The sequence below is a fragment of the Leptolyngbya sp. BC1307 genome (assembly GCF_002286735.1).
Taxonomy (GTDB): domain Bacteria; phylum Cyanobacteriota; class Cyanobacteriia; order Phormidesmidales; family Phormidesmidaceae; genus Phormidesmis.
Genome location: NZ_NRTA01000014.1, coordinates 69,690 through 90,205, shown reverse-complemented (window position 1 = coordinate 90,205; position 20,516 = coordinate 69,690). Strand labels below are relative to the sequence as shown.

Genomic DNA, 20,516 nt, shown 5'->3' with positions numbered 1-20,516 from the left:
GGAAAGTTCTAAAGATAGCGTTACCCGGATGCATTCGGGCGACGCGAGTCACTTGGCCTGTTGTTATGCAAAGGTTTTGCCTGCGTTGCTGTATTCAAGCCAAGTGACCAACGCTATAAGACTTCCTCGTTTTCTCATAGGCGGCTATTCTGAGCCCGTATCGCCAACAGATGAGTCGGCTCCGCCGCCTGGCAGCAGCAACTCTTCAACACTATCGCCTTCGTTGGCTTCTCTGAGAATGGCAGGAGCGAGGGTATCTGGGGTATTAAAGATAGCCTGTAAGCTCTGCTCCAGAGTTTCGGCCATCGCGATCCTGTTCTTGTAGGCCACGATCACCCGAGCGAGAATCGGCAGTGGATTTTGCTCAGCTTCTAGATACAGCGGCTCTACGTATAGCAGCGATCGCTCAATCGGAATCACCAGCAAATTGCCCTGATTAGCCCGCGACCCTTGCGTGTCCCAGAGCGAGATGCGCTGAGAAATCTCTGGCTCCTGGTTAATTCGGGCCTCGATTTGTTCTGGGCCAAAGACCAGCTCCTGCTTAGAAAACTGGTAGAGTAGCTGACGGCCATACTGTTCGCCGTCGGAGCGGGCAGCTAGCCAGGCTACCAAGTTAATGCGCTGGGCGGGCGTAAAGGGGCGCAGCAGCACAAATTCGCCATCATCCTCACCCGGCAGTTCCATAATCAGATAGTAGGGTTCGACGACCTGTTCTTCGTTGGCGTAAATTTCATTGGGTGCGCGCCACTGGTCTTCGCGGTTGTAGAAAACCTGCGGGTCGGTCATGTGGTAGGTAAGCAGCTCGTCAGATTGAATACGTGAGAAGTCTAAGGGGTAGCGAATATGAGACACTAGCGCCGGCGGCATATCCGACAGTTGCTCGAACATGTTAGGAAATATTTGCGCCCAGGTGCGAATAATCGGGTCGCTTTGGTCGGCAATGTAGAAGTGAACCGAGCCGTTGTAAGCGTCAACGATGACCTTGATAGAGTTGCGAATATAGTTGAACTCATTATTGCCCGGATCGGCGTAGGGATAGCGATCGCTCGTCGTGTAGGCATCGATCATCCAGTACAGATAGTTTGTTCCTGATTCTGCGCCAGCGATCGCAAACTCATTGCCCGCATCGGCCACCACTAAGTACGGATCGCCATCAAACTGTAAAAAAGGCGCAATCCGGCGCACGCGCTGCTTAATATTACGCCGAAACATCAGCCGGGTATCAGCCGTAAAATCGCGGCTGAGCAGCATTTTCCAATCGCCCAAATGCTTAGCAAACAGCAGCCGCTTCCAGAAAGGGGCAAGGCTGAGCCCGCCCTGACCGTCATAGCGGTTGTAGATATTCTCGCTGCCGCTGGGAAAATCTAGCTCAGGCACTTGAGCGCCCGTCATCACGTAAGTATTAGTCAGCTCACCAAAATAAATGCGCGGCTTACCGACCGGAATCGAACGCTCTACAACCGGAGAACTAGGGACGTGATCAATGTCTTTGACAAAGTACGTCGGCAGACCGCTGGGCCCTGCTGTATTCACCGGGCTCATGGTGAAGCCATAGCCATGGGTGTAGGTAAGATGCTCGTTGACCCAGGTCTGAGCCTCAGCGGGTACCCGCTCATAGTTGAGTTCGCGAGCAGAAATCAGCACCTGCCTGCGATCTACTACTTGGTCAGTCTCATTCACCAGGTCGTAGCGATCTACATCGGCATCGGCAAATTCGTAGTACAGGCGAATCTGCTGGAGCTGCCGGTTGGATTCCAGCAGCGGGCGCGTATCCCACAGGCGAATATTCCGAATGGTCAGGTCATTTTCTTCTAGGTCAGCGGCGCTCAGGTCGCCTTGCGGGTCAAACTGGCGGGTTTCGATATCGGTCAGGCCAAAAGCGTCGCGGGTGAAGGCAATCGTGCGCTCGATATAGGGCAGCTCGCGCAGAAATTCGTTGGGCTGTACTACAATGCGCTGAACTAACCAGGGGGCCAGCGTGTTGCCGACGATGGCAAAGAGTAAGTAGATGGCGATCGCCCCGACCACAGGCCGGGCCCGCAGGGGCCGAGTAGACTGAGTCCATCCGACTTTGGGCTGCACAAAGGCTCGCCACATCAGTGTGAGTGCCAGCCCTAGCGAGATCAAGCTGAGGGCTCCATTCACCGGCAACCCTACTTGAATATCGGTGTAGCTAGCGCCGTAGGTGACTCCCTGCGGCGAGTAGAGCAATTCGTAGCGATTGAGCCAGTGCCCTAAAGCAGTGACCATCAGCAAACTAGCCGCGAGGGCATAGAGATGGCGCTGCTGCGGCAGAGAAAACCCGGCAAAGTGTCCCTGGCTCAAGGTATTGCCTGCCAGCAGATACCTTAGAGCCACCGCCATCAACATAAACAGCAGCAGCCCCGAAAGCCAGAATTCAAACAGCTCCCATACTGGTAGCTGGAAAATATAAAAGCTCAGATCCTGTTGAAAGAGCGGGTCTAGCTGGTCAAAGGTAACGAAGTTGAGCGCGGGTAATATTCGCACCCATTCCTGAGTCAGCACAATGCCAAAGCTCAGGCTTAATACCACCGCGCCCACTCGAATCAGCGTTTGCGGGGCGGCAGCCAAGGCGATCGCACAGCCAAGCACAATGCCGATGCCCACGGGCTGCGCCACTAGCTGCTGTACCAGACCCCAGTCAGCATTAAAGCCCAGCCCCAGCGGTATGGGAATAGACGGACGCGGCGTTAGCAGATCGGTGACTGCCAGATAGGTGTGGTAGAGCAGATCTGCCCCAATGCCGATGCCCAGCCCTAGCATTACCGGCAGCAGCCACTGCAAACCCAGCCCGGTGCGCAGATTGGCCTGATTGGGCAGCAGACAGTTTTGGTTGTACTGTAGCCGGGTAGCCAGGTTCAGGTTGAAAAAAGCAATGGCCAGGCTAGCGAATAGCGTAAAGAGACCGAGCACTAGCTGAGTGAGCGATCGCAGCCAAAATTCACCGAGGAAATTGAGTTCGTCAAACCACAGCCCTTCGGCCCAGTAGTAGGTGACAATGTAGGTAGCCGCCAAAAGCATCAAGCTAATGACGATCAGCTTTAAGCCCACAGGCGATCGCACCCGGCGCAGTAGGCGATCACCCGGGTAGCGACTCAGACGCTTTTGAGGAAGATTATCAGCCTTAGCCATGGCCTATCGGCCCCAGAAATCAATTGCGCGGTAGCCCAGCTCTGCCATCATCTGCCGCAGCATCGGAATGCTCAGGCCCACCACATTAGTATGGCAGCCCTCAATTTTTTCAACAAACATGCTGCCCTTACCGTCAGTAGCAAACGCGCCTGCGCATTGCATGGGTTCACCCGTAGCGATGTAGGCTTCTATCTCTTGGTCGGAGGCATTGGCAAAAAATACGCGCGTCATCCGGTAGTTCACTAAAGGATCGCGGCCTGGGGCGATCAGTGCGTAGCCAGTGTAGAGTTCACCTGTGCCGCCACGCATTTGCTGCCAGCGCGCTGTAGCCTCTTCCCGGCTTTCAGGCTTACCGTAGATCACCCCATCAATCGCCAGCACCGAGTCACAGCCCAGCACCAGCGCTTTGGGGAACTGAGGCGCTACCGCTGTGGCCTTGCCCTTAGCCAGCACCTGCACCAGCTGCTGCGGGTCGCGAATTTTTACCTGATCCTCGTCAAAATTACTAGGGCAGACAAAAGGCTGAATGCCTGCCTCTACCAGTAGCTTGCGCCGAGCAACCGAAGCCGAGGCCAGCACAAATTGAATATCGGCCATAGGGTTATGAAGTCAAAAAATCAAAAGATTAGTAAACCGAAAAAGAAGCGACTGTTTGCTTCACTGTATCTTTGAGCTTTTCCCATCTAAACTCAGAAATAGACGCATTGAACGTGTAAAGCTGACCGCGCCGCACAATCACGCTAGCCAGATCGTGGCGAGTTCCCGAAGGCAAATTAGCAATATATTCCAGAATGTAATACAGCTTATCGCCTGCTTCAAAAGACTGAGCGTTTACCAGCTCTACGTTACGATCATCTGTGCTCTGCGAGGTGATGCTTTTAGAGAGCTTATAGCCTACTTCAGAGGGCGTACCAATATCAGGCAAGGTTTTACCGCCCGACACGGGGCTAATTACCACGCTGACGTTTTCGCTGGCATTGATAATGTCGTGGAAAACAACATCTGGCCCACCCGGCACTTCGGCAGCGACCCAGCCCGTTGGATATTTGAACTCGTAGCCCTCATAGCTGTCATTGTACGACTGCAGGCTGGTACCCGCAGCGCAGCTTTGCAGTCCCAGCGTAATGACAACTAGTAAGAGCGCGGCAAATCGCTTCAACATCTCAAGATTCCTTTCATCCTCGGGCTGCTTCAATTGTGCCATGAGCCGGTGAATCCCAAAAATTCCGGTCGCAAAATTCCGGCATGTTCCAGGACGTGCCCGAAGCGTCACCTAGAATTGTACTCTGCGTTGAAACTTCGGTCACCCGTACGGGTCTAGCGGCCATGGCTACTTCAGACGCTGCTGACTAGTCATGCTGTAACAAACACAAAAAAGCGAAGCAGCCCCTAAAAAGAGCGCTTCGCCTACCAAAATATTTAGCTGACGCTTTGAGGGTACCTATCGAATAAGCTAAGCATGATCCAATAGATACACTTTAGATTCAGCTGCCAATCTAGCGATTGGTAACCACATCATTAGCGCCATCAATATCTAGCTCTTCACGGCGAATGGTTGCTTGCTCATTGACCATCTCTTCTTCGGTTTCCTTGCGCACGCTGACTTCCTCACGCACAAAGGCTTCTTTGCGAACGTTGGCTTTCTCTTCGTACACTTCTACGCGAGCAACTTCACCATCTTCGAAAGCGTGATTAACGTCTGTAGCAGCCGTCTTTCCGGTTGGCGTGGTTCGCTCTACGACAACTCGCTCCTTATTAACCGGTACAGAGACATTGGCTGTCTCTGTTTTGACGCGCTTACCAACCACTACATCGCCTGTCTTGCTCCGGGTCTTATCGGCGATTAAACGCTCTTCGTAAAGGCGAATAGGCTGAGTGCGATCTGCGGTATCTCTCATTTGATAGAGACCGGGATCGCGGTCGTAGGTGTAGTCGTCACGGCTGTAGTCACCGCTAGTTGCATAGGCAGCGGTTCCGCTTACTGGCGCAGACTGGCTAGCAGTCGGCTCGCGATACACACCGCGCACGTTCTCTTCGTAGTCATAGTCAACGTCTGCGGTACCGTTGTATTCAGGCAGATCTTCGACTTGCTTCTTGGTCAAGCCACTAACGTAGACGCGCTCTTTGCTATTGTCAAACTCAGCGCGACCAATAGGTAGCAGTACTTTCTTACCGAAGATCCACGGGCCGGTATCTACAATCAAATAGCGAAATTGACCACTGGTATCGTCAAACAGTCCGTCTTCTACAGACCCGACTTTGTTGTCAGCATCTACATAGACGCTGTAGTCATCAAGGTGACTCAGGCTATTGTCGCTGAATGTGTTTCGATAGTCGGGGTAGGTTTTTTTGAGGCTAACTAATGCCATATACTCTAAGGCTCCATTACTAAAATTTATCTGACAACTTAATGTCACTTTCTAGCTAAAGTGTATCGACTCTTACTAAGTCTTTCATTGAACAAGAGAGGGAGATTGAGACAGCTATCCTACCTAAATGGTCGGATCAAGAGAGCGCCAAAAGATGTGACTGGAAACTTGTTTGAGAGCGGCTATCAAGTCAACAGTTAGCAAGACAGCAAAGGGGGACTGCGATCGCTCACAGCCCCCACTAAACCGAAGACCCATTGATTTAATTAGCTTTCAGCTTGTTTAAGCGATCGCTCCTGGCAACCACATCCTATCGAACAACAGCTCTGGGCTTCTTGGCACCTACTGTAGAGCCAATCAGAGAAGCCGCTAAGCCCAACAGCGAACCCACTATAAAAGATAGTCCTGCCTTTGAAGCGTTGGCCGCATATTCAGCAGCCTGCTCGGGGCTCACATTCGGAATAGCCTGAGTCACTTCGTCTTGGCTAGGTAGCGATACACCGGCTGACTCCTGCACCTGATTGAGCACATCACCTGCATTGGCAGCGATGATGCCAAAGGTGCCAGAGACACCGCTCGCCAGCAGCCAGCCGCTGATCACCAGCGTCGTAGCCCACAGAATCGTGCCATTGAGCAGCGCCGTCTTATTGTTCATCGGGCCACAGGAAGCCGCCATCACCCATCCACCCAAGAAGAGAGAAATCAGCAGGCTAATAATTGCCCAAATGCCCAAGCTCGTACCAATGGTGCCAGGAGTTGCCTCACCTGCAGCAAAGCCACCGATGGCCGCGCCCAAAGCACTCAGCATTAGTTGGGCAACAATTGAGACGACAATACCTGCGAAGATAGGCCCCCAGCGAACCGTATCATGGTATTCCACAATCGGGCCCGTAGGGACTGGGGCCGGACGAACACCCACATTGGACACATCCGTTCTTTCTGTATACGCCATAGTTCGTGTTCCTTAACTAGAGATATTTCTTACGCTCAGCGTGGCTTAGTGTAGCCGCACAGAGATCGACATAGGCCACCCCGCTACCAGCCGTGGTCTGCTATGGCTGATGACGCTGTTAGCTGGGGCTTGTATAAGCACTATTTCCTAATAGATTACGGGGCGAATTGCTGTTGCGAACCTACCAAAAGATAGAGAGAAATCAAAACAAGAGATAGAGCTTTCGAAGCCGACAGTTCGTCATATCTTAGTTCTTAAAACTTTACACAAAAAGCTTTAGCTGTAGCGCCCAAGATTTTCCAAACATCTATAGCGTTTACCTCCTCCCTTGTGCGTCTCAAAGCTCTTTCCCTTGATGGAAGAAGTTTGCCTGTCAATTCGGTCATTATGGAGCAATCAGCAATTAAAAGTATATGTTTAAGGCTTGGCTGCTATGGCTCTGTATAAAATCGGCGATATTCATCCCAATTATCGAGAGACTTACTTTAATGGGCAAGATCTCAAGGGCAAACCTGTCTATAGCGCCGAAAGCCATAAGGTCGGTACAGTTAGCGACGTTCTGATTGACGAGGCTAGTCAGCCCCAATATCTAGTCGTAGAAGCGGGTTCGCGCAAAAAAGTGCTGTTGCCTGTCAGCCGCTGCGCAGATCTCTCTGGCACAGATCGCATCTATGTAGGCACGCTCAACCGGGACGAGTTCGGTACGCTGACTACATACGATGACCGGTTACAAGCAGAGCCAGGGCAAGCCTTCGAAACTTACCAGATGACATCGCTTGAGCAATCGGCGAATGTAGAGATGTCACCTCCGGTAGAGAGGGCAGGTGTCGTGGCCGTTCAGCCAGAAGCGATCGCGCCCCCACCTCACACTCTTCAGAGAACTGAATCCCCATCAATAGTTGAAGAAAGCGTTGCCATGCCGGAGCCGCAAGATCGGCCCATTCAGCTATACGAAGAACGCTTGTCTACCCAAAAGCATCGGGTAAAAACGGGCGAAGTGAGAATTTCTAAGCGGACGATAACAGAGTCAGCCAATACAGCCGTACCGGTTACTAAAGAGAAAGTCATCATTGAAATAGAGTCAGTTTACGGCGGTGAGACCCGAGTTGATTTTGGCGATGCTCAAGTCGGTGAAGATGGCTCTGTCCGCATGGATATCTACGAGGAGCAGGCAGAGGTCTGCCGCCGCGTGGAGCCCTACCAAAACGTGTCCGTTCGCAAAGAAGTGGTGCAAGACGTGGTGAGAATACAAGAACCGCTGCGCCGCGAAGAGTTAGCAGTCTCGTCTGACGGCAATCCTCAAATCGATTGGGTGAATGAAGCCGACTCTTCTACAGTCAACGTGGACAGAAACCGGGAAGATGAGATAGTCGATAATCAACGCTAGCCTGGCTAACACAAGCCTATCTAGTTTTAGGGTGCGATCGCCCCGCTCGAAAGATTATCTAGCGCGCCCGCAATTTGCTGAATTACCTGATTACCACAGTCGCCTAGCCGATGCCGACCGCCCAGATAGCGCGGATCGTTGTAGGCAATCTGCACTTGGCCCTGCTCATCCTCCCAGATCAGCATTTTCTGCGGCAGGTCAATGGCCACACTCTGCTCGCACTGCATTAGCGGCGTCCCCAGTTGAGGATTGCCAAAAATCATGACTCTGGTTGGCCGCAGGCCCAGCCCCGCGCCTTCAGCATTTTGAGCATGATCGACGACAGCAAACACGTTTAGCCCTTCCTCTTCTAATATGCTGACAAACCTTCGTTCGGTCTCTACCACGCTGTGAGGACTGGCCTTAATCACCAAACCCGTCGGCGTCGGTACCGGCAGTGACAGCCCCGGTCGCGATAGCCCCAGCGCCACCGTCAGCAGAATGATTGCCCCGCCTACCCCTAAAAGCTGTCGGGCAGACAACCGACTTCCGCGTAGTTTGTTCATAGCTACTCTAGTTTTTTACTCACACAGCCCTAAAACCATACCAATTTACAGCGGTTGCCGGATGCATTCGGCAACCGCGAGTCACTTTGCCCGTTGCAGCATAAGACTTTTAGCCGGTGTAATGGACCTTAGCAAAGTGACCAACGCTATAGGTTCAGTTAGCGCCGTGGATATGAAACGAACGTTGGCATAGCGCTATGCAATTGGATGAACTCAGACGCAAAAAGATCGGGTTAAAGAATGATTTTCTGACCGGAGAAAGGTTCCTACAGTGGGGAAAGTGTTTCGCCGTAGGCAGTATGAGTGTGCTAGATTTTGTGACTTCAACGTCTACAGATACAACTGTAGAGAGAGCTGTAGATGGACTGTATCTGTTCACCCGGTTTCCTCTGCCGGGGCAGACTAAGACCCGATTGATTCCGGCATTGGGCGCGGTTGGGGCGGCTGATTTGCAGCGGCAGATGACGGAGCATTTGCTCAGGCGCTTTCAAGGGTTTTGTCCTGAGCGATCGCTCTCGCTGGACGTTCACTTTACAGGCGGCACCTATGAGCAAATGTCAGGCTGGCTAGGCGATGAGGCTAAACTAACACATCAGTGCGAGGGGACTCTAGGAGAGCGGCTAACGTTTGCCTTGCAGAGCGGATTTGCCGCGGGCCTAGAGCGGATTGTCATTGTCGGCAGCGACTGCCCGGACGTTACTGAAGATCACATCGACCAGGCAATGACCTTATTACAGTCTCAAGACGTGGTGCTGGGGCCAGCCGTAGACGGCGGTTACTATCTTGTTGGGCTCAGCGGTCTATATCCGGCTCTGTTTGAAAATATTCCCTGGAGTACAAAGCGAGTGTTGGAAACGACGCTGGAGATCGCCCATCGTTGCGGGCTCTCAGTCGCACTGCTAAACTGGCTCTCAGACGTAGATCGCCCCGAGGATTTGCCGCTCTGGAACGACCGTAAGAGCGCTTACTCGGTCGGCTTTAACAGCAGTTGCCATAGAGGGCTGTAAGGATGAACCTGACGGGTGGGCTGACCAGCGGCGACGAGCGATCGCCCCTCATTTGCCCACTGAAAAAGAGAGCCTTCCAAATTGATTGCCCGGTAGCCCGCCGCCTGAAGCTTTTGCCCTAGCCGCGCTGAGCGATAGCCGACTGAGCAGTAGAGCACTATGGGCAACTCTTTAGCAATACCCGCCGCTTCAATCGCTTCTACGGTGCTGGCGTGGCGGGCCTGAGGCAGATGGCTGACGGCGTATTCGGCTTCTCGACGGGCGTCGATGAGCAACGGTGGATCATCCTGCGCTAGCCAGTCTGCTAAAGCCGCTGTAGAGATACTTTCTACCGATGGAAAGCTCTGGCCGACCCAGCGCTTCACCCCTTTCCAGACGAGCGGTCGTAGAGGACTCAAAATAAAAGACAGCCAGACCATAGAGAATTGTAGTAAGCGACTTGCAGGAGGTTTCAGCCTTGATAGACTTCGAGCCTTGGGACCAGATGTTACAGGAATATGTAGATGATGGCAGCGTAAACTATAGCCGCTGGCAAAGGGAGTCGGCGCAGGAATTAGATCAGTGGCTAGCTAGCGTGCAGTCAGTCGATCTGGAGACGCTGGATAGAGATAGTGCGATCGCCTTCCTAATCAATCTCTACAACGCCCTAGTGGTGCAGCAAGTCCTGCAAAAATACCCGATCGACTCCATTCGGCCCGAGATTTTAGGCATTCCCAACTGGGTGAGCTTTCTCCTATTTTTCAAGCGCAGACGCTATACGCTTAACGGTCGCTCTCTCAGTTTAGACGGGATTGAGAAGGGGATTTTGCGATCGCGCTACGACGAACCCCGCATTCACTTTGCCCTGGTTTGTGCCTCTCAGGGCTGTCCGCTGCTGCGAGCCAACGCCTACCGACCAGCACAATTGCCCACGCAGCTAGAAAAAGAGGCCGCTCGCTTTATTAATAACCCCGATAAAGTCCACTACAGCGCTGCCAATCGCACCCTCTCCCTCAGCAAAATCTTTAAGTGGTACCGATCTGACTTTCTCGCTCAGGCCGATTCGATTCCCGCCTACCTTCAGCCTTATTTAACCAACATCGAACTGCCCACAGACCTCGACATTGCCTACAAACCCTATAGCTGGCAGCTCAATCAGCGCACGTCTTCATAAAAGCGCTTGAGCGTAGCCGCCGAGACACCCATGCCCCAAAGAAAGCCAATGCCCAGGTAAATAGCGTTCGCCTTGAGCGGCCCCCAGCGGGCGACCCGGCGGTCAGAAGACTGCACAGTCCGGTTCACCTGCCGAATCCGTCCCCGCTGAGAGAGCTTCACGCACAAGTCGGCCTCTTCCATCAGCGTCAGATCGCTGTCAAAGCCGCCACAGTCAGCAAAATCTTGCCGCCGACAAAACATCACCTGATCGCCAAACAGCAGCCGCAGCCCGTTTTGGAAGAATAGCCGAGGTCGAAACAGCAGCGGCGCGTAGTAGGTCTTCAAGGCGTTGTGCAGCGAAGTGCCCCAGCGCGTAGTCAAGGGGCCTGCCATCAGAGAGATAAAGCCACCGCAGGCAATTTTGCGATCAGCTAGCGTCGCCGCAATTACCGCGATTAGATCGTCCGGAACTAAAGTATCTCCGTGTAGAAAGCACAGTACATCTCCAGTCGCCTGCGCTGCCCCTAGATTCATTTGCAGCGATCGCCTGCCCTGCTCAGCGAAAATGACCGTAGCCCCGGCTTGCTGAGCGATCGCCACCGTCTCATCAGTACTGCCCCCATCGACTACGATCACCTCTTTGGCAGGCGGATGGAGCAATGCTAGGCAGCGCAGCGATCGCGCCAAATAGTCGGCTTCGTTTAGCGTCGGCACAATAATGGAGACTTCGGTTGAATCTTGCAAAGCGGCCTCTTCAAACCCTATCGACTACCATCTGATGACAAAAAATAGCCTTAGCAGGCAGTAACAGGGTAGGCTAACGACTGGCTATTCAAACCAGCTAAAGATCTACCTCAGCTAATGACGTTAGGCGATCCCCAATACTTAATAGTGAAATGAAGTATAGATAAAGGCCATAAAAGCACCTGAATAAAGCTGTACGCTTGGTAAAACCTTAAGGCCAGTGGTTGCCTCCGTGATGATTTTGTCAATTGATTTGGTCTAGCGCCATCGCAAAGTTTTTTATGAAAAGGCGCATCCTTCACTTTTGCGTTGCTATCACGCTAACAGTAGTTTGGGGAGCCCTGTCTCCAGCGATCGCCCAAACCGAACTTGCCACCTCTCCGGCAGAGATCGTCCCCGTAACAGGGGCGAGCTGCCCCGCCATTCCCAATGCCCGTAGCTACGATGTGATTGTCTTTGGCGATGAGGTCCCGGGCGTCATGACCGCGCTGCAGGTACAGCGAGAACTCAAAGCGCGTCAGCAAGGCAGCCGGGTCGCTATTGTCACAAGAGGCAATACGGACAAAGGAATTGGTGGGCATCTGGTCAGAGGGGGTCTAGCTTACCTGGATCGCAATCAGGTGCCGGCTAATTTGCGATCGCGCTACGGCACATTTGGCCGGCCCAGTCGCCTCTATCAGGAGTTCCTCAGCCTCGGCCAGGTCAATACCATTGCCCTAGATCGCTTCGTCATCTCTCAAAACTTTGCTAGAGCGTTACGCCGCAACGATATCGACGTGGTCGGCAGCGTTAGTTTGGGCAGCGTACAAACAGCCGGTTCACTCGTCTGTGCCCTCACCGCTAGCGGCCAAACCTACACCGCAAAAGCATTCGTCGATGCCACCCAGAGCGGTGAACTTGCAGCCGCCAGCGGCGTCAAGATGATGGCAGGGTTAGAAGCTTTGGGCTTTCCTAATAGCACCCTGAGTATCGGGCTGATGATTGACCTGTATGGCGTGACGGTCGATCAGTTTGCCAGTATGGAAGCCGATCTGATTGCTCGTTATTTTGATCCCCGAGATACGGCTGCCCAGCGATGGCTAAATACGGCTAGTGGCAATGACGCAGCCAAACGACAGGAACTACTCAAAAGCCTCTTAGACTACCACGGCAATCCGAAGCTGCTCTACCGGGGTACGTCCGATTCGGCTGACGTGCGCTCTCTGGCCTTTAGCATATTGGTGCACGGCTATTTGGGGCGAGAGTACGACATTAAATCCTCTGGCTTCTTGTTTGACCGCGCCAATATCGCAGTTTTAAATGACCGACTGAGCTTTAATGCGCTGCTGTTTTACGCCGATGCCGAAACCGCGCAGCGGCTCAGCATTTCTGGAGCTAAGCCGACAGCGCAAATGCAGGCCGTGGCCGCTGAAGTTAAAACGCTGTTTGAAAAGATCGGCGTGCCTCGGGTAGAAGTGATGGACGAGCTGTACATTCGCAATGCCGGACAAATTGCCAACCCCGTTGACGAACTTTCAGCCACGCTGATGGCAGCCGGTGGCGTTGGTTCTGAAGAAGCCCTGGGCACCTTTGGCTATCACTTAGATGATCGCGGCGGCATTGAAGGGCTAGATGAGCGCGTCGGTGAGAGCGTGCTACGACTGTTCGATTTTGAACAGATGCCCGTGTTTAATTACGGATTTCGCCATACTTTGCCGCGCGAGCGCAGTAATTTAGCTGTGCTTGGCCCGGCTTCTGGCTTTGGTGGATTGGGAACAACGGCTGGGAGAATTGTTGAATTCAATGTCAGCGTCGGCGAAGGGCTGGCGATCGCCCTGGCCAAATCTCTCGGTGAGCAGCGATCGCTCCAAACTATCACTAACAGCGAAGTGCAGCAGGCAATGGGCACCGTGCCGCAGGTCTATGGCTATCGCACCGACAGCTTCCGCGCCATTTCCACTCTAGAAAGGCGGTTTAGAGGGGTTGACTATGAGCGAGACTATCTACAGCGCGCGCAGACCTTTTTTGATGAGCGCAACTATAGCGAAGCCACCCGTGAGCTTTCTCGGGCGCTCACCCTCAATCCTCGCAGCGCCCCGGCCTACTATCTGCGAGGGCTGATTCAAGTGGAGTCGGGCAATCGCGTTCAGGCTCAGGCAGACTTAGAACAGGCGATCACCCTCTACCAGGCTCAGGGCAATGCGTCCGCTGCGGGTACTACCCAGGGCACACTAGAAACGCTGCTAAATTAAAGGTCGCGACCAATTCCAGTTTGACTAAAACCGACTGGTGAATCAGTTAAGCGGGGGCTGCCATCGGGCTGGGTACCAATTCCTCGCTTCAAAACAATCCTTAAACGGGAGAATTAATCAGTCCCGGGTGGTCATCAGGACGGGGGCCGGGAGCAGACCAGCGAAAGCGGCGATTGCTCTCTTTAATCGGCATGTCGTTGATGCTCGCTTCCCTGCGCTGCATTAGGCCCTCTGCATCAAATTCCCAATTTTCGTTACCGTAGGCCCGGTACCATTGCCCCGAGTCATCGTGCCATTCGTACTGAAAGCGGACGGCAATGCGGTTATCGCCAAATGCCCATAGCTCTTTGGTCAGCCGGTAGTCTAATTCCTTGTCCCACTTGCGCTGCAAAAACGCGCGAATGGTTTCTCTCCCCTGAAATACTTCTGCTCTGTTTCGCCAATGGCTATCTTCGGAGTAGGCCATCGACACCCGCTGCGGATCTCTGCTGTTCCAGGCATTCTCCGCCATCCGCACCTTTTGAACGGCACTCTCATAGGTAAACGGGGGGACTATTTTGGGTGGTGACATAAGCGCGCTTTCCCTGTCGAGAAGTATCGTCTCTATCTTATGCAGATAAATCAGCCGGCCTTGTAGGACAATCTTTTGAAGAAATAGGACTTTTCGATAGAAAACTTCTCTATTAGTCTCTCAGCAACAGCGGCAACCTGACTCGAAACATCGTGCCCACACCCAGCTCACTCTCTACTTTAATATCTCCCTTCTGCAGTTCTACAAACTGTTTGACAATGCTCAGGCCCAGACCCGTCCCTGGAATATTACTCGCATTTTTCCCGCGATGAAACGGCTCAAACAAATGTGGATGATCTTCTGGGAGAATGCCTATGCCGTCATCTTTGATGGTGAATACGGCCTGGTGCTGACGCTGAGAGAGCGATAGCTGAACGACGCTATCTTCGGCGCTGTAGCGAATCGCATTGGATAGAATATTAGTCAAAATGGAGCGTAGTAAGGTCTGGTCAGTCTGTGCTATGAGCGCTTTGAACCTGCCGGTAAATTTCAATCGCTTTTGAATGGGCTGCATCTCTAGCAAGAGTTCGCGGCAAAAGTCCACCAGGTTAATAGGCTGCGGGCTCAGGACGAGCCGTTTGGCTTCAATCTTACCCAAAACTAAAATATCGTCAATCATTTGCGTCATCCGCTCGACATTAGCGGCAACACCTAGTAAATACTGCTGCTTTTCCACCTGAGACATCTTTTTGTCGTAGCGTCCCAAAGAGGAAACCGACAGCGCAATATTGTTCAGCGGATTGCGAAATTCGTGGCAGACCATTGAAACAAACCGAGACTTTAAAGCGCTCAGCTCTCGTAGGTGCTCATTGGCGGTGTATAGTTCGGCGGCGCGCGATCGCACCTTCATCTCCAACTCTTCATTAGTCTGCTGCAGCACAGACTCTGCCCACTTACGCCGAGTAATATCGCGAAAGGTGACGACCGCCCCGATCACCTGCCCTTGCTCGTCCCGCATGGGCGTACTGATATATTCCACTGGGAAACTCGTCCTGTCTTTCCGCCAAAAAACCTCATCGGTCACCCGCTGGGTGCTGCCGTCTTGAAAAGCCGCGTAGATCGGACAGCTTTCGCGCGGATAGTGAGAGCCGTCCGAATGAGAATGGTGCAGTACCTGATGCATCGACTTGCCGATCAGATCTTCCATCTCCCAGTCGATCATGGTGGCCGCCGCTGGGTTTACAAAGGTGACGTTGCCCTGCAAGTCCAGACCGTACACCCCTTCACCCACCGCGTTGAGAATAAGCTGATACTGACGCCGCAAGGCTTCTAGCTCTGACTGTTTTGACTGAGTGTTCTTTGACTGAGTGTTCTTTGACTGAGTGCTCAAGTCACCTTTCCCCCAGCAGCGGGTTCATACTGTAATGGATTACACCACAGACTACGCCTGTCACCCTGTAGATATAAGAGGAGAGCTACATAAAAAATAATATTGCTCATTGATAGGCGAGCATAGAAGAAGATGTCTACCAAGATTCTTGTCATCGAAGATGAGGACGAAACAAGAGAGATTTTTCTCCGCTGTTTAGCCTTTGAGAAGTTTAGCGCTATTGGTGCAGAAGATGGTGAAACGGGCATCAAATTAGCCGCGCAGTATCAGCCCGACCTGATTGTCTGCGACATTATGATGCCAGATATGGATGGCTACGGCGTGCTGAGGGCGCTCAGACAGCAAGAGAGAACGCTGCCGGTTCCCTTTATCTTTTTGACTGCGAAGGTCACGATGGCAGACCTCAGGCAGGGGATGGCGCTGGGCGCAGATGACTACCTGACCAAGCCCTGCACAGTGGAGCAGTTTTTGAGCGCGATCGCCACCCGACTCCAGCGCCACCGAGAAATTCGCCGCAGCGATCACAATAGGCAAACACACTCTATTAAGGCCGCTGCCTCACCTAGCATATTCCCCGACTGCCCTAAACTAGCGCCCGTCTTCCAATTCATCGACACTCACTATCAGCAGCCCATTTACCTGAGCGATGTCGCCCATGCGGCTGGCTATTCTCCGGCCTATCTGACCAGTCTCGCTCAAAGCCACACCGGACGAACCATCAAAAAATGGATTACAGAACGGCGAATGGCACAGGCGCGCCAGATGCTCAAGACCACGGCCCAGTCGGTCAGGCACATTGCTGAAGAGAGCGGCTATACCGACGCCGGATACTTCACGCGCCAGTTCCACAAGCTGCACGGCGTCACGCCTAAAGCCTGGCGAACTGCTGAAACAAAAAAAATGGAACGGTAACAACCATTACGGAAAAAACAATCCCGTAGCAGTTGTTACTAAATGGATTCAACAGCCAGGAGAGATCATAGAAAAAGTTCCATTTTATCCCCGAAATTGTCCTATGCAACGATCTCTTTTAACCGATATAAGTTAGAGAACAACAGCTTAAAGGCTAGTTCTTCGCACGCCTCAGGCGAATAAATTTATGGTTTCAACATCCGCGTATAGTCAGCAAAATTTGCGCAGTCTCAATCGCGACTGTAGCAGTCTCCTGAAGCGCCCGCCCGCAGCCTGTGATTGTGGTGTTTGCGGGGGAACTCACCTGTCTATGGGCCACTGGGAATTTTTACAGACCATGCCTACCGACCCGTTAGACATGGTGAGCGATCTGGTCAAAATGGGGCTCTACAAAGATCAGCAGCTACAGGTCGCCGATAAGGTCAATGCCTATGAGTTGCGCAAGGCCCTTCTCCTCAAAGCCGCTGGCAAGGGCGACCCCAAGCGAGAAAAGCTGGTGCTGGCATTGGCAAAGCAGGCAGGCGGAATCGAAAATGCATTTGCCGCCGCTTTTGGCCCCGAAGCCGGACTCTTTTTTGCCGATACCGTTCGCACCAGCGGTGCCACCCGCCGCGAATTTCTCCGCAACATTGCGATCGGGGCGGCGATGGTCACCCTTACCAACTGCGCTAGGCCGGAGGATCCTGGGACCGAAGCTGTTGATGAGGCCGCTGCTGTTGATGTCTCTAATCTAGAGAAGACGGATCTCAAAATTGGGTTTATCCCAATTACTTGTGCTACGCCCATCATCATGTCTGAGCCTTTGGGCTTTTATGAAAAGTATGGGTTTAACGCTGAAGTCGTGAAAATGCCGAGCTGGGGCGCTGTGCGGGATTCGGCGATCGCCGGAGAACTCGACGCCTACCACATGCTTGCCCCGATGCCGATTGCCATGACGCTGGGTCTCGGTTCAACAGCCTTTGGGATGAAGCTCGCCAGCATTGAGAATATCAACGGCCAAGCGATTACGGTGGCCAATAAGTACAAGGGACAAATCAACGGCCCCGCCGACTTTAAGGGCTTTACCCTGGGCGTACCGTTCCCGTATTCTATGCACAACCTGCTGCTGCGCTATTACCTGGCAACCGGCGGCCTCGACCCGGATGTCGATGTCAAGATTCGCGCGGTTCCCCCACCGGACAGCATTGCTCAGCTGATCGCGGGAGATATTGACGCCTATCTTATGCCCGATCCCTTCAACCAGAGAGCGGTGTACGAAGACGCCGGATTTATCTTCAAGCTCACTAAAGAGCTTTGGCCCGGTCACCCCTGCTGCGCCTTTGCCGCTAGCGATCAGTGGATAGACACCAACCCCAACACGTTCAGAGCGCTCAATAAGGCCATTATCGAAGCGGCAGGCTACGCTAGCGACCCGGCTAATCGCTCGGAAATTGCCCAGGCCATCTCTGATCGCGCATTTCTCAATCAGCCGACTGAAGTCGTCGAAGCTGTCCTCACCGGCAAATTTGAAGACGGACTCGGCAATACGTTAGATGTGCCTGACCGGATTGATTTTGACCCTTATCCCTGGCAGAGCTTTGCCAACTGGATCTCTTCCCAATTGGTGCGATGGGACTTGCAGGGCGACGGTCAAGCCGCTAAAGCGATTCCCGAGAAGGGCTACGACACAGTGGGCGAAGAAGTATTTCTGACCGATCTGGCTAGAGAATTGGCTCAAGAGGTTGGGCTGAATCCACCGTCGGATATCTACCGTACAGAAGAGCTGGAGTTTGACACCTTCAACCCTGAAGCGCCCGATGAATACGTTAAAGAACAGATAGACAAGTACGGCGTATAAGGCTGAATTTAAGGGGATCTAAAACTGTACATATCCTATTAGGAGGTTCCAAGCGCATGACCATTAGCAAATCAGTGTCGGGTAAGCTGACATCGCCAGACAGCAAATCTCTCTGGCAAAACGAAAACGTTAAAGCGATCGCCCTATTCCTCATCTCACTAGCGCTGTTCCTGGCGTTTTGGGAAATTGGGGCAAACATGAAGTGGTTTGCGAAGGGGATGCCGCCTGCTTCTATAACCCTGCAAGAACTGTGGTGGTGGTCAACGCATCCCTTCTTCGATAACGGGCCAAACGACTTAGGAATTGGCTGGAACCTGCTGATCAGCCTGCGTCGCGTGGCGATTGGCTACACGCTAGCCTCGATCGTTGCCGTGCCTTTAGGCATCTTGCTCGGCATCTCTTCAGTTGCCTACAAAGCGTTCAATCCGTATGTGCAGCTCTTAAAGCCCGTATCGCCGCTGGCCTGGTTGCCGCTGGGTCTTTACATCTTTCGAGACTCTGAGCTGACAGGAATCTTCATTATTCTCATCTCCAGCATCTGGCCCACCCTGACCAATACGGCCTTTGGTGTTGCTAATGTCAGCCCCGAATATTTAGATGTGTCTAGAACGTTGGGCGCATCACGGCTGCGAACCGTTTTCAAGGTGATCATCCCGGCGGCGCTACCCAACATTGTCTCTGGCCTGCGTATCAGTATGGGTATCTCCTGGCTGGTAATTGTGGCCGCAGAAATGCTTTTAGGCACAGGGCTGGGCTACTTTATTTGGAACGAGTGGAACAATCTCTATATTCCTAACATTTTGGTCGCTATCTTTATCATCGGCCTGGTAGGGCTGATTCTCGATAGCATTTTCGCCGCTTTAGAAAAGTTTGTTGAATTTGGTCGTAAATCATGAGTCTTCCTTCTGTCGATTCTACCTATCGTTCAGCCCACTCGCCCGCCACTCGTCCTGTGCATCCAGAACCTACGATCCCGTCAGCGCAGCTTTCTATCCGCAACGTCACCAAGGTTTTTACCGGCAAGCAAGATATTTTTAGCAAGCTGTCGCGCAAAACGACTCGTGACTTTACAGCAGTTGAAGACATTAGTTTAGATATTGAACCCAATACCTTTGTCTCTATCATCGGGCCTTCTGGCTGCGGCAAATCTACCTTGCTAAACATGATCGCGGGCCTCTCCGATATCAGTGAAGGAGAAATACTGCTCAACAATCACCCGATTCAAGGGCCGGGGCCAGATCGCGGCATGGTGTTTCAAAACTATGCGCTCATGCCCTGGATGAGCGTGGAAGAAAATATTCGCTTTGCGGTTGAAACCGTATACCCGAAGCTGCCCGCTAAGCAGATGACCCGGCGCATTAAGGAAAATATTCAGCTAGTCGGGCTGACCGGCGCTGAGAGGAAACATCCTCACGAGCTCTCAGGCGGGATGCGGCAGAGAGTCGGGATTGCCCGCGCTTTGGCCATCGATCCGCAGATTTTGTTGATGGATGAGCCTTTTGGGGCGCTTGATGCGCTGACGAGAGGTTTTTTGCAGAGCGAAGTCGAGCGCATTTGGGAGCAGCAGCGCAAAACTGTGATTATGATTACGCACAGTATTGAAGAAGCGCTGCTACTGTCAGACCGAATTGTGATGATGACTCGGGGGCCTGCTGCTCAGGTCAATGAGATTTTGGAAGTGCCTTTTCCGAGGCCGCGCGATCGCGAAACCATCGACCAGCATCCGGCCTACCACGCCCTCAAAACCGAGATGGAACGCCATCTATTCCGCGAAACTCAGGCGGTAGAAGAATCTCGCATTCGCTAATTGACGATTTGTCCAAGACAGTTCTAAACCCGTAATTACTCAACCTACAAGGTGTTTACTATGATCACTCCAGAAATCACTGCAAAACTATTGGCCGCTAAAAAGGAGAAAGAATTGAGCTTCGCCGACTTGGAAGAAAAGCTAGGCTTTGACGAAGTTTGGATCGCCTCTGTTTTCTACCGTCAGGCGAGCGCTTCTGAAGAAGAGGCCAGCAAAATGGTCGAAATGCTCGGGCTCGGGCCAGAGTTTGCCGAAGCACTGACCGAATGCCCCCTCAAAGGCGGCCTTGATCCGCTGGTGCCGACCGATCCGCTGATCTATCGCTTTTACGAGATTATGCAGGTGTATGGCATGCCGGTCAAAGCGGTGGTTCATGAGAAATTTGGCGACGGCATTATGAGCGCTATTGACTTTTCAATTGATGTAGAAAAAGAAGAAGATCCGAAGGGCGATCGCGTCAAAGTGATCATGTGCGGCAAGTTCTTACCCTACAAAAAGTGGTAGCAACGTGACGTGAAGCCTTCTGATCAAAAAGCG

General features: G+C 52.7%; 19 protein-coding genes. 9 read left to right on the top strand and 10 right to left on the bottom strand.

The window, feature by feature from the left end:
* Positions 1–144: 144 nt before the first annotated feature.
* The 5 genes from CKL79_RS10440 to CKL79_RS10420 form a co-directional block, all read right to left on the bottom strand.
* Positions 145–3,153 carry a UPF0182 family protein gene (locus CKL79_RS10440; RefSeq protein ID WP_121969521.1) on the bottom strand — a complete coding sequence of 1,003 codons (3,009 nt, stop codon included), beginning with the start codon at positions 3,151–3,153 and terminating at the stop codon, positions 145–147.
* Positions 3,154–3,156: 3 nt separating this feature from the next.
* Positions 3,157–3,750: a nucleoside triphosphate pyrophosphatase gene (locus tag CKL79_RS10435; RefSeq protein WP_121969520.1), complete on the bottom strand. Its 594-nt coding sequence runs from the start codon at positions 3,748–3,750 to the stop codon at positions 3,157–3,159.
* A gap of 28 nt (positions 3,751–3,778) precedes the next feature.
* Complete coding sequence (gene psbP, locus CKL79_RS10430; RefSeq protein WP_240518790.1) at positions 3,779–4,357, bottom strand: photosystem II reaction center PsbP; 579 nt, start codon at positions 4,355–4,357, stop codon at positions 3,779–3,781.
* 292 nt (positions 4,358–4,649) lie between these two features.
* A complete protein-coding gene (locus CKL79_RS10425) occupies positions 4,650–5,522 on the bottom strand; it encodes a DUF2382 domain-containing protein (protein ID WP_121969518.1) in 873 nt (290 codons plus the stop codon).
* A gap of 310 nt (positions 5,523–5,832) precedes the next feature.
* Positions 5,833–6,474 carry a hypothetical protein gene (locus CKL79_RS10420; protein ID WP_121969517.1) on the bottom strand — a complete coding sequence of 214 codons (642 nt, stop codon included), beginning with the start codon at positions 6,472–6,474 and terminating at the stop codon, positions 5,833–5,835.
* A gap of 433 nt (positions 6,475–6,907) precedes the next feature.
* Here CKL79_RS10420 and CKL79_RS10415 point away from each other — a divergent pair, with 433 nt between their 5' ends.
* Entirely contained in the window at positions 6,908–7,861 is a 954-nt protein-coding gene (locus CKL79_RS10415) for a PRC and DUF2382 domain-containing protein (protein ID WP_121969516.1), read from the top strand.
* Positions 7,862–7,887: 26 nt separating this feature from the next.
* Here the strand turns inward: CKL79_RS10415 and CKL79_RS10410 are convergent, their stop codons facing one another.
* Entirely contained in the window at positions 7,888–8,406 is a 519-nt protein-coding gene (locus CKL79_RS10410) for a DUF302 domain-containing protein (protein WP_121969515.1), read from the bottom strand.
* A 299-nt stretch (positions 8,407–8,705) separates the two neighbouring features.
* Here CKL79_RS10410 and CKL79_RS10405 point away from each other — a divergent pair, with 299 nt between their 5' ends.
* On the top strand, positions 8,706–9,413 hold the full coding sequence (locus CKL79_RS10405; RefSeq protein WP_121969514.1) for a TIGR04282 family arsenosugar biosynthesis glycosyltransferase: 708 nt from the start codon (positions 8,706–8,708) through the stop codon (positions 9,411–9,413).
* Here CKL79_RS10405 and CKL79_RS10400 read toward each other — a convergent pair.
* Positions 9,371–9,832, bottom strand: a complete 462-nt coding sequence (locus tag CKL79_RS10400; protein ID WP_121969513.1) for a rhodanese-like domain-containing protein — start codon at positions 9,830–9,832, stop codon at positions 9,371–9,373. The genes CKL79_RS10405 and CKL79_RS10400 overlap by 43 nt on opposite strands.
* Positions 9,833–9,897: 65 nt before the next feature.
* On the opposite strand from CKL79_RS10400, the gene CKL79_RS10395 reads away from it, so the two are divergent.
* The gene (locus tag CKL79_RS10395) at positions 9,898–10,566 is read left to right on the top strand and encodes a DUF547 domain-containing protein (RefSeq protein ID WP_121969512.1); all 669 of its coding nucleotides are present in this window, start codon (positions 9,898–9,900) and stop codon (positions 10,564–10,566) included.
* Here CKL79_RS10395 and CKL79_RS10390 read toward each other — a convergent pair.
* The gene (locus tag CKL79_RS10390; RefSeq protein WP_121969511.1) at positions 10,548–11,291 is read right to left on the bottom strand and encodes a TIGR04283 family arsenosugar biosynthesis glycosyltransferase; all 744 of its coding nucleotides are present in this window, start codon (positions 11,289–11,291) and stop codon (positions 10,548–10,550) included. The genes CKL79_RS10395 and CKL79_RS10390 overlap by 19 nt on opposite strands.
* Positions 11,292–11,572: 281 nt before the next feature.
* Between CKL79_RS10390 and CKL79_RS10385 the strand changes: the two genes are divergently transcribed.
* Positions 11,573–13,522 carry an FAD-dependent oxidoreductase gene (locus tag CKL79_RS10385; RefSeq protein ID WP_121969510.1) on the top strand — a complete coding sequence of 650 codons (1,950 nt, stop codon included), beginning with the start codon at positions 11,573–11,575 and terminating at the stop codon, positions 13,520–13,522.
* A gap of 100 nt (positions 13,523–13,622) precedes the next feature.
* Here CKL79_RS10385 and CKL79_RS10380 read toward each other — a convergent pair whose 3' ends face one another.
* Entirely contained in the window at positions 13,623–14,093 is a 471-nt protein-coding gene (locus CKL79_RS10380; protein ID WP_121969509.1) for a nuclear transport factor 2 family protein, read from the bottom strand.
* A gap of 112 nt (positions 14,094–14,205) precedes the next feature.
* A complete protein-coding gene (locus tag CKL79_RS10375; protein WP_121969508.1) occupies positions 14,206–15,423 on the bottom strand; it encodes a PAS domain-containing sensor histidine kinase in 1,218 nt (405 codons plus the stop codon).
* Between the two features lie 132 nt (positions 15,424–15,555).
* On the opposite strand from CKL79_RS10375, the gene CKL79_RS10370 reads away from it, so the two are divergent.
* The 5 genes from CKL79_RS10370 to cynS all read left to right on the top strand — a co-directional run bounded on the left by CKL79_RS10370 (position 15,556) and on the right by cynS (position 20,483).
* Positions 15,556–16,335 carry a response regulator gene (locus CKL79_RS10370; RefSeq protein WP_121969507.1) on the top strand — a complete coding sequence of 260 codons (780 nt, stop codon included), beginning with the start codon at positions 15,556–15,558 and terminating at the stop codon, positions 16,333–16,335.
* Positions 16,336–16,645: 310 nt separating this feature from the next.
* A complete protein-coding gene (locus CKL79_RS10365) occupies positions 16,646–18,172 on the top strand; it encodes a CmpA/NrtA family ABC transporter substrate-binding protein (protein WP_240518792.1) in 1,527 nt (508 codons plus the stop codon).
* Between the two features lie 56 nt (positions 18,173–18,228).
* Positions 18,229–19,068, top strand: coding sequence for a nitrate ABC transporter permease (gene ntrB / locus CKL79_RS10360; protein ID WP_121969505.1), 840 nt, complete (start codon positions 18,229–18,231; stop codon positions 19,066–19,068).
* Positions 19,065–19,979, top strand: a complete 915-nt coding sequence (locus tag CKL79_RS10355; protein ID WP_240518789.1) for an ABC transporter ATP-binding protein — start codon at positions 19,065–19,067, stop codon at positions 19,977–19,979. Before ntrB ends, CKL79_RS10355 begins: the two co-directional genes overlap by 4 nt.
* Positions 19,980–20,039: 60 nt before the next feature.
* Positions 20,040–20,483: a cyanase gene (gene cynS / locus CKL79_RS10350; protein ID WP_121969504.1), complete on the top strand. Its 444-nt coding sequence runs from the start codon at positions 20,040–20,042 to the stop codon at positions 20,481–20,483.
* Positions 20,484–20,516 lie beyond the last annotated feature (33 nt).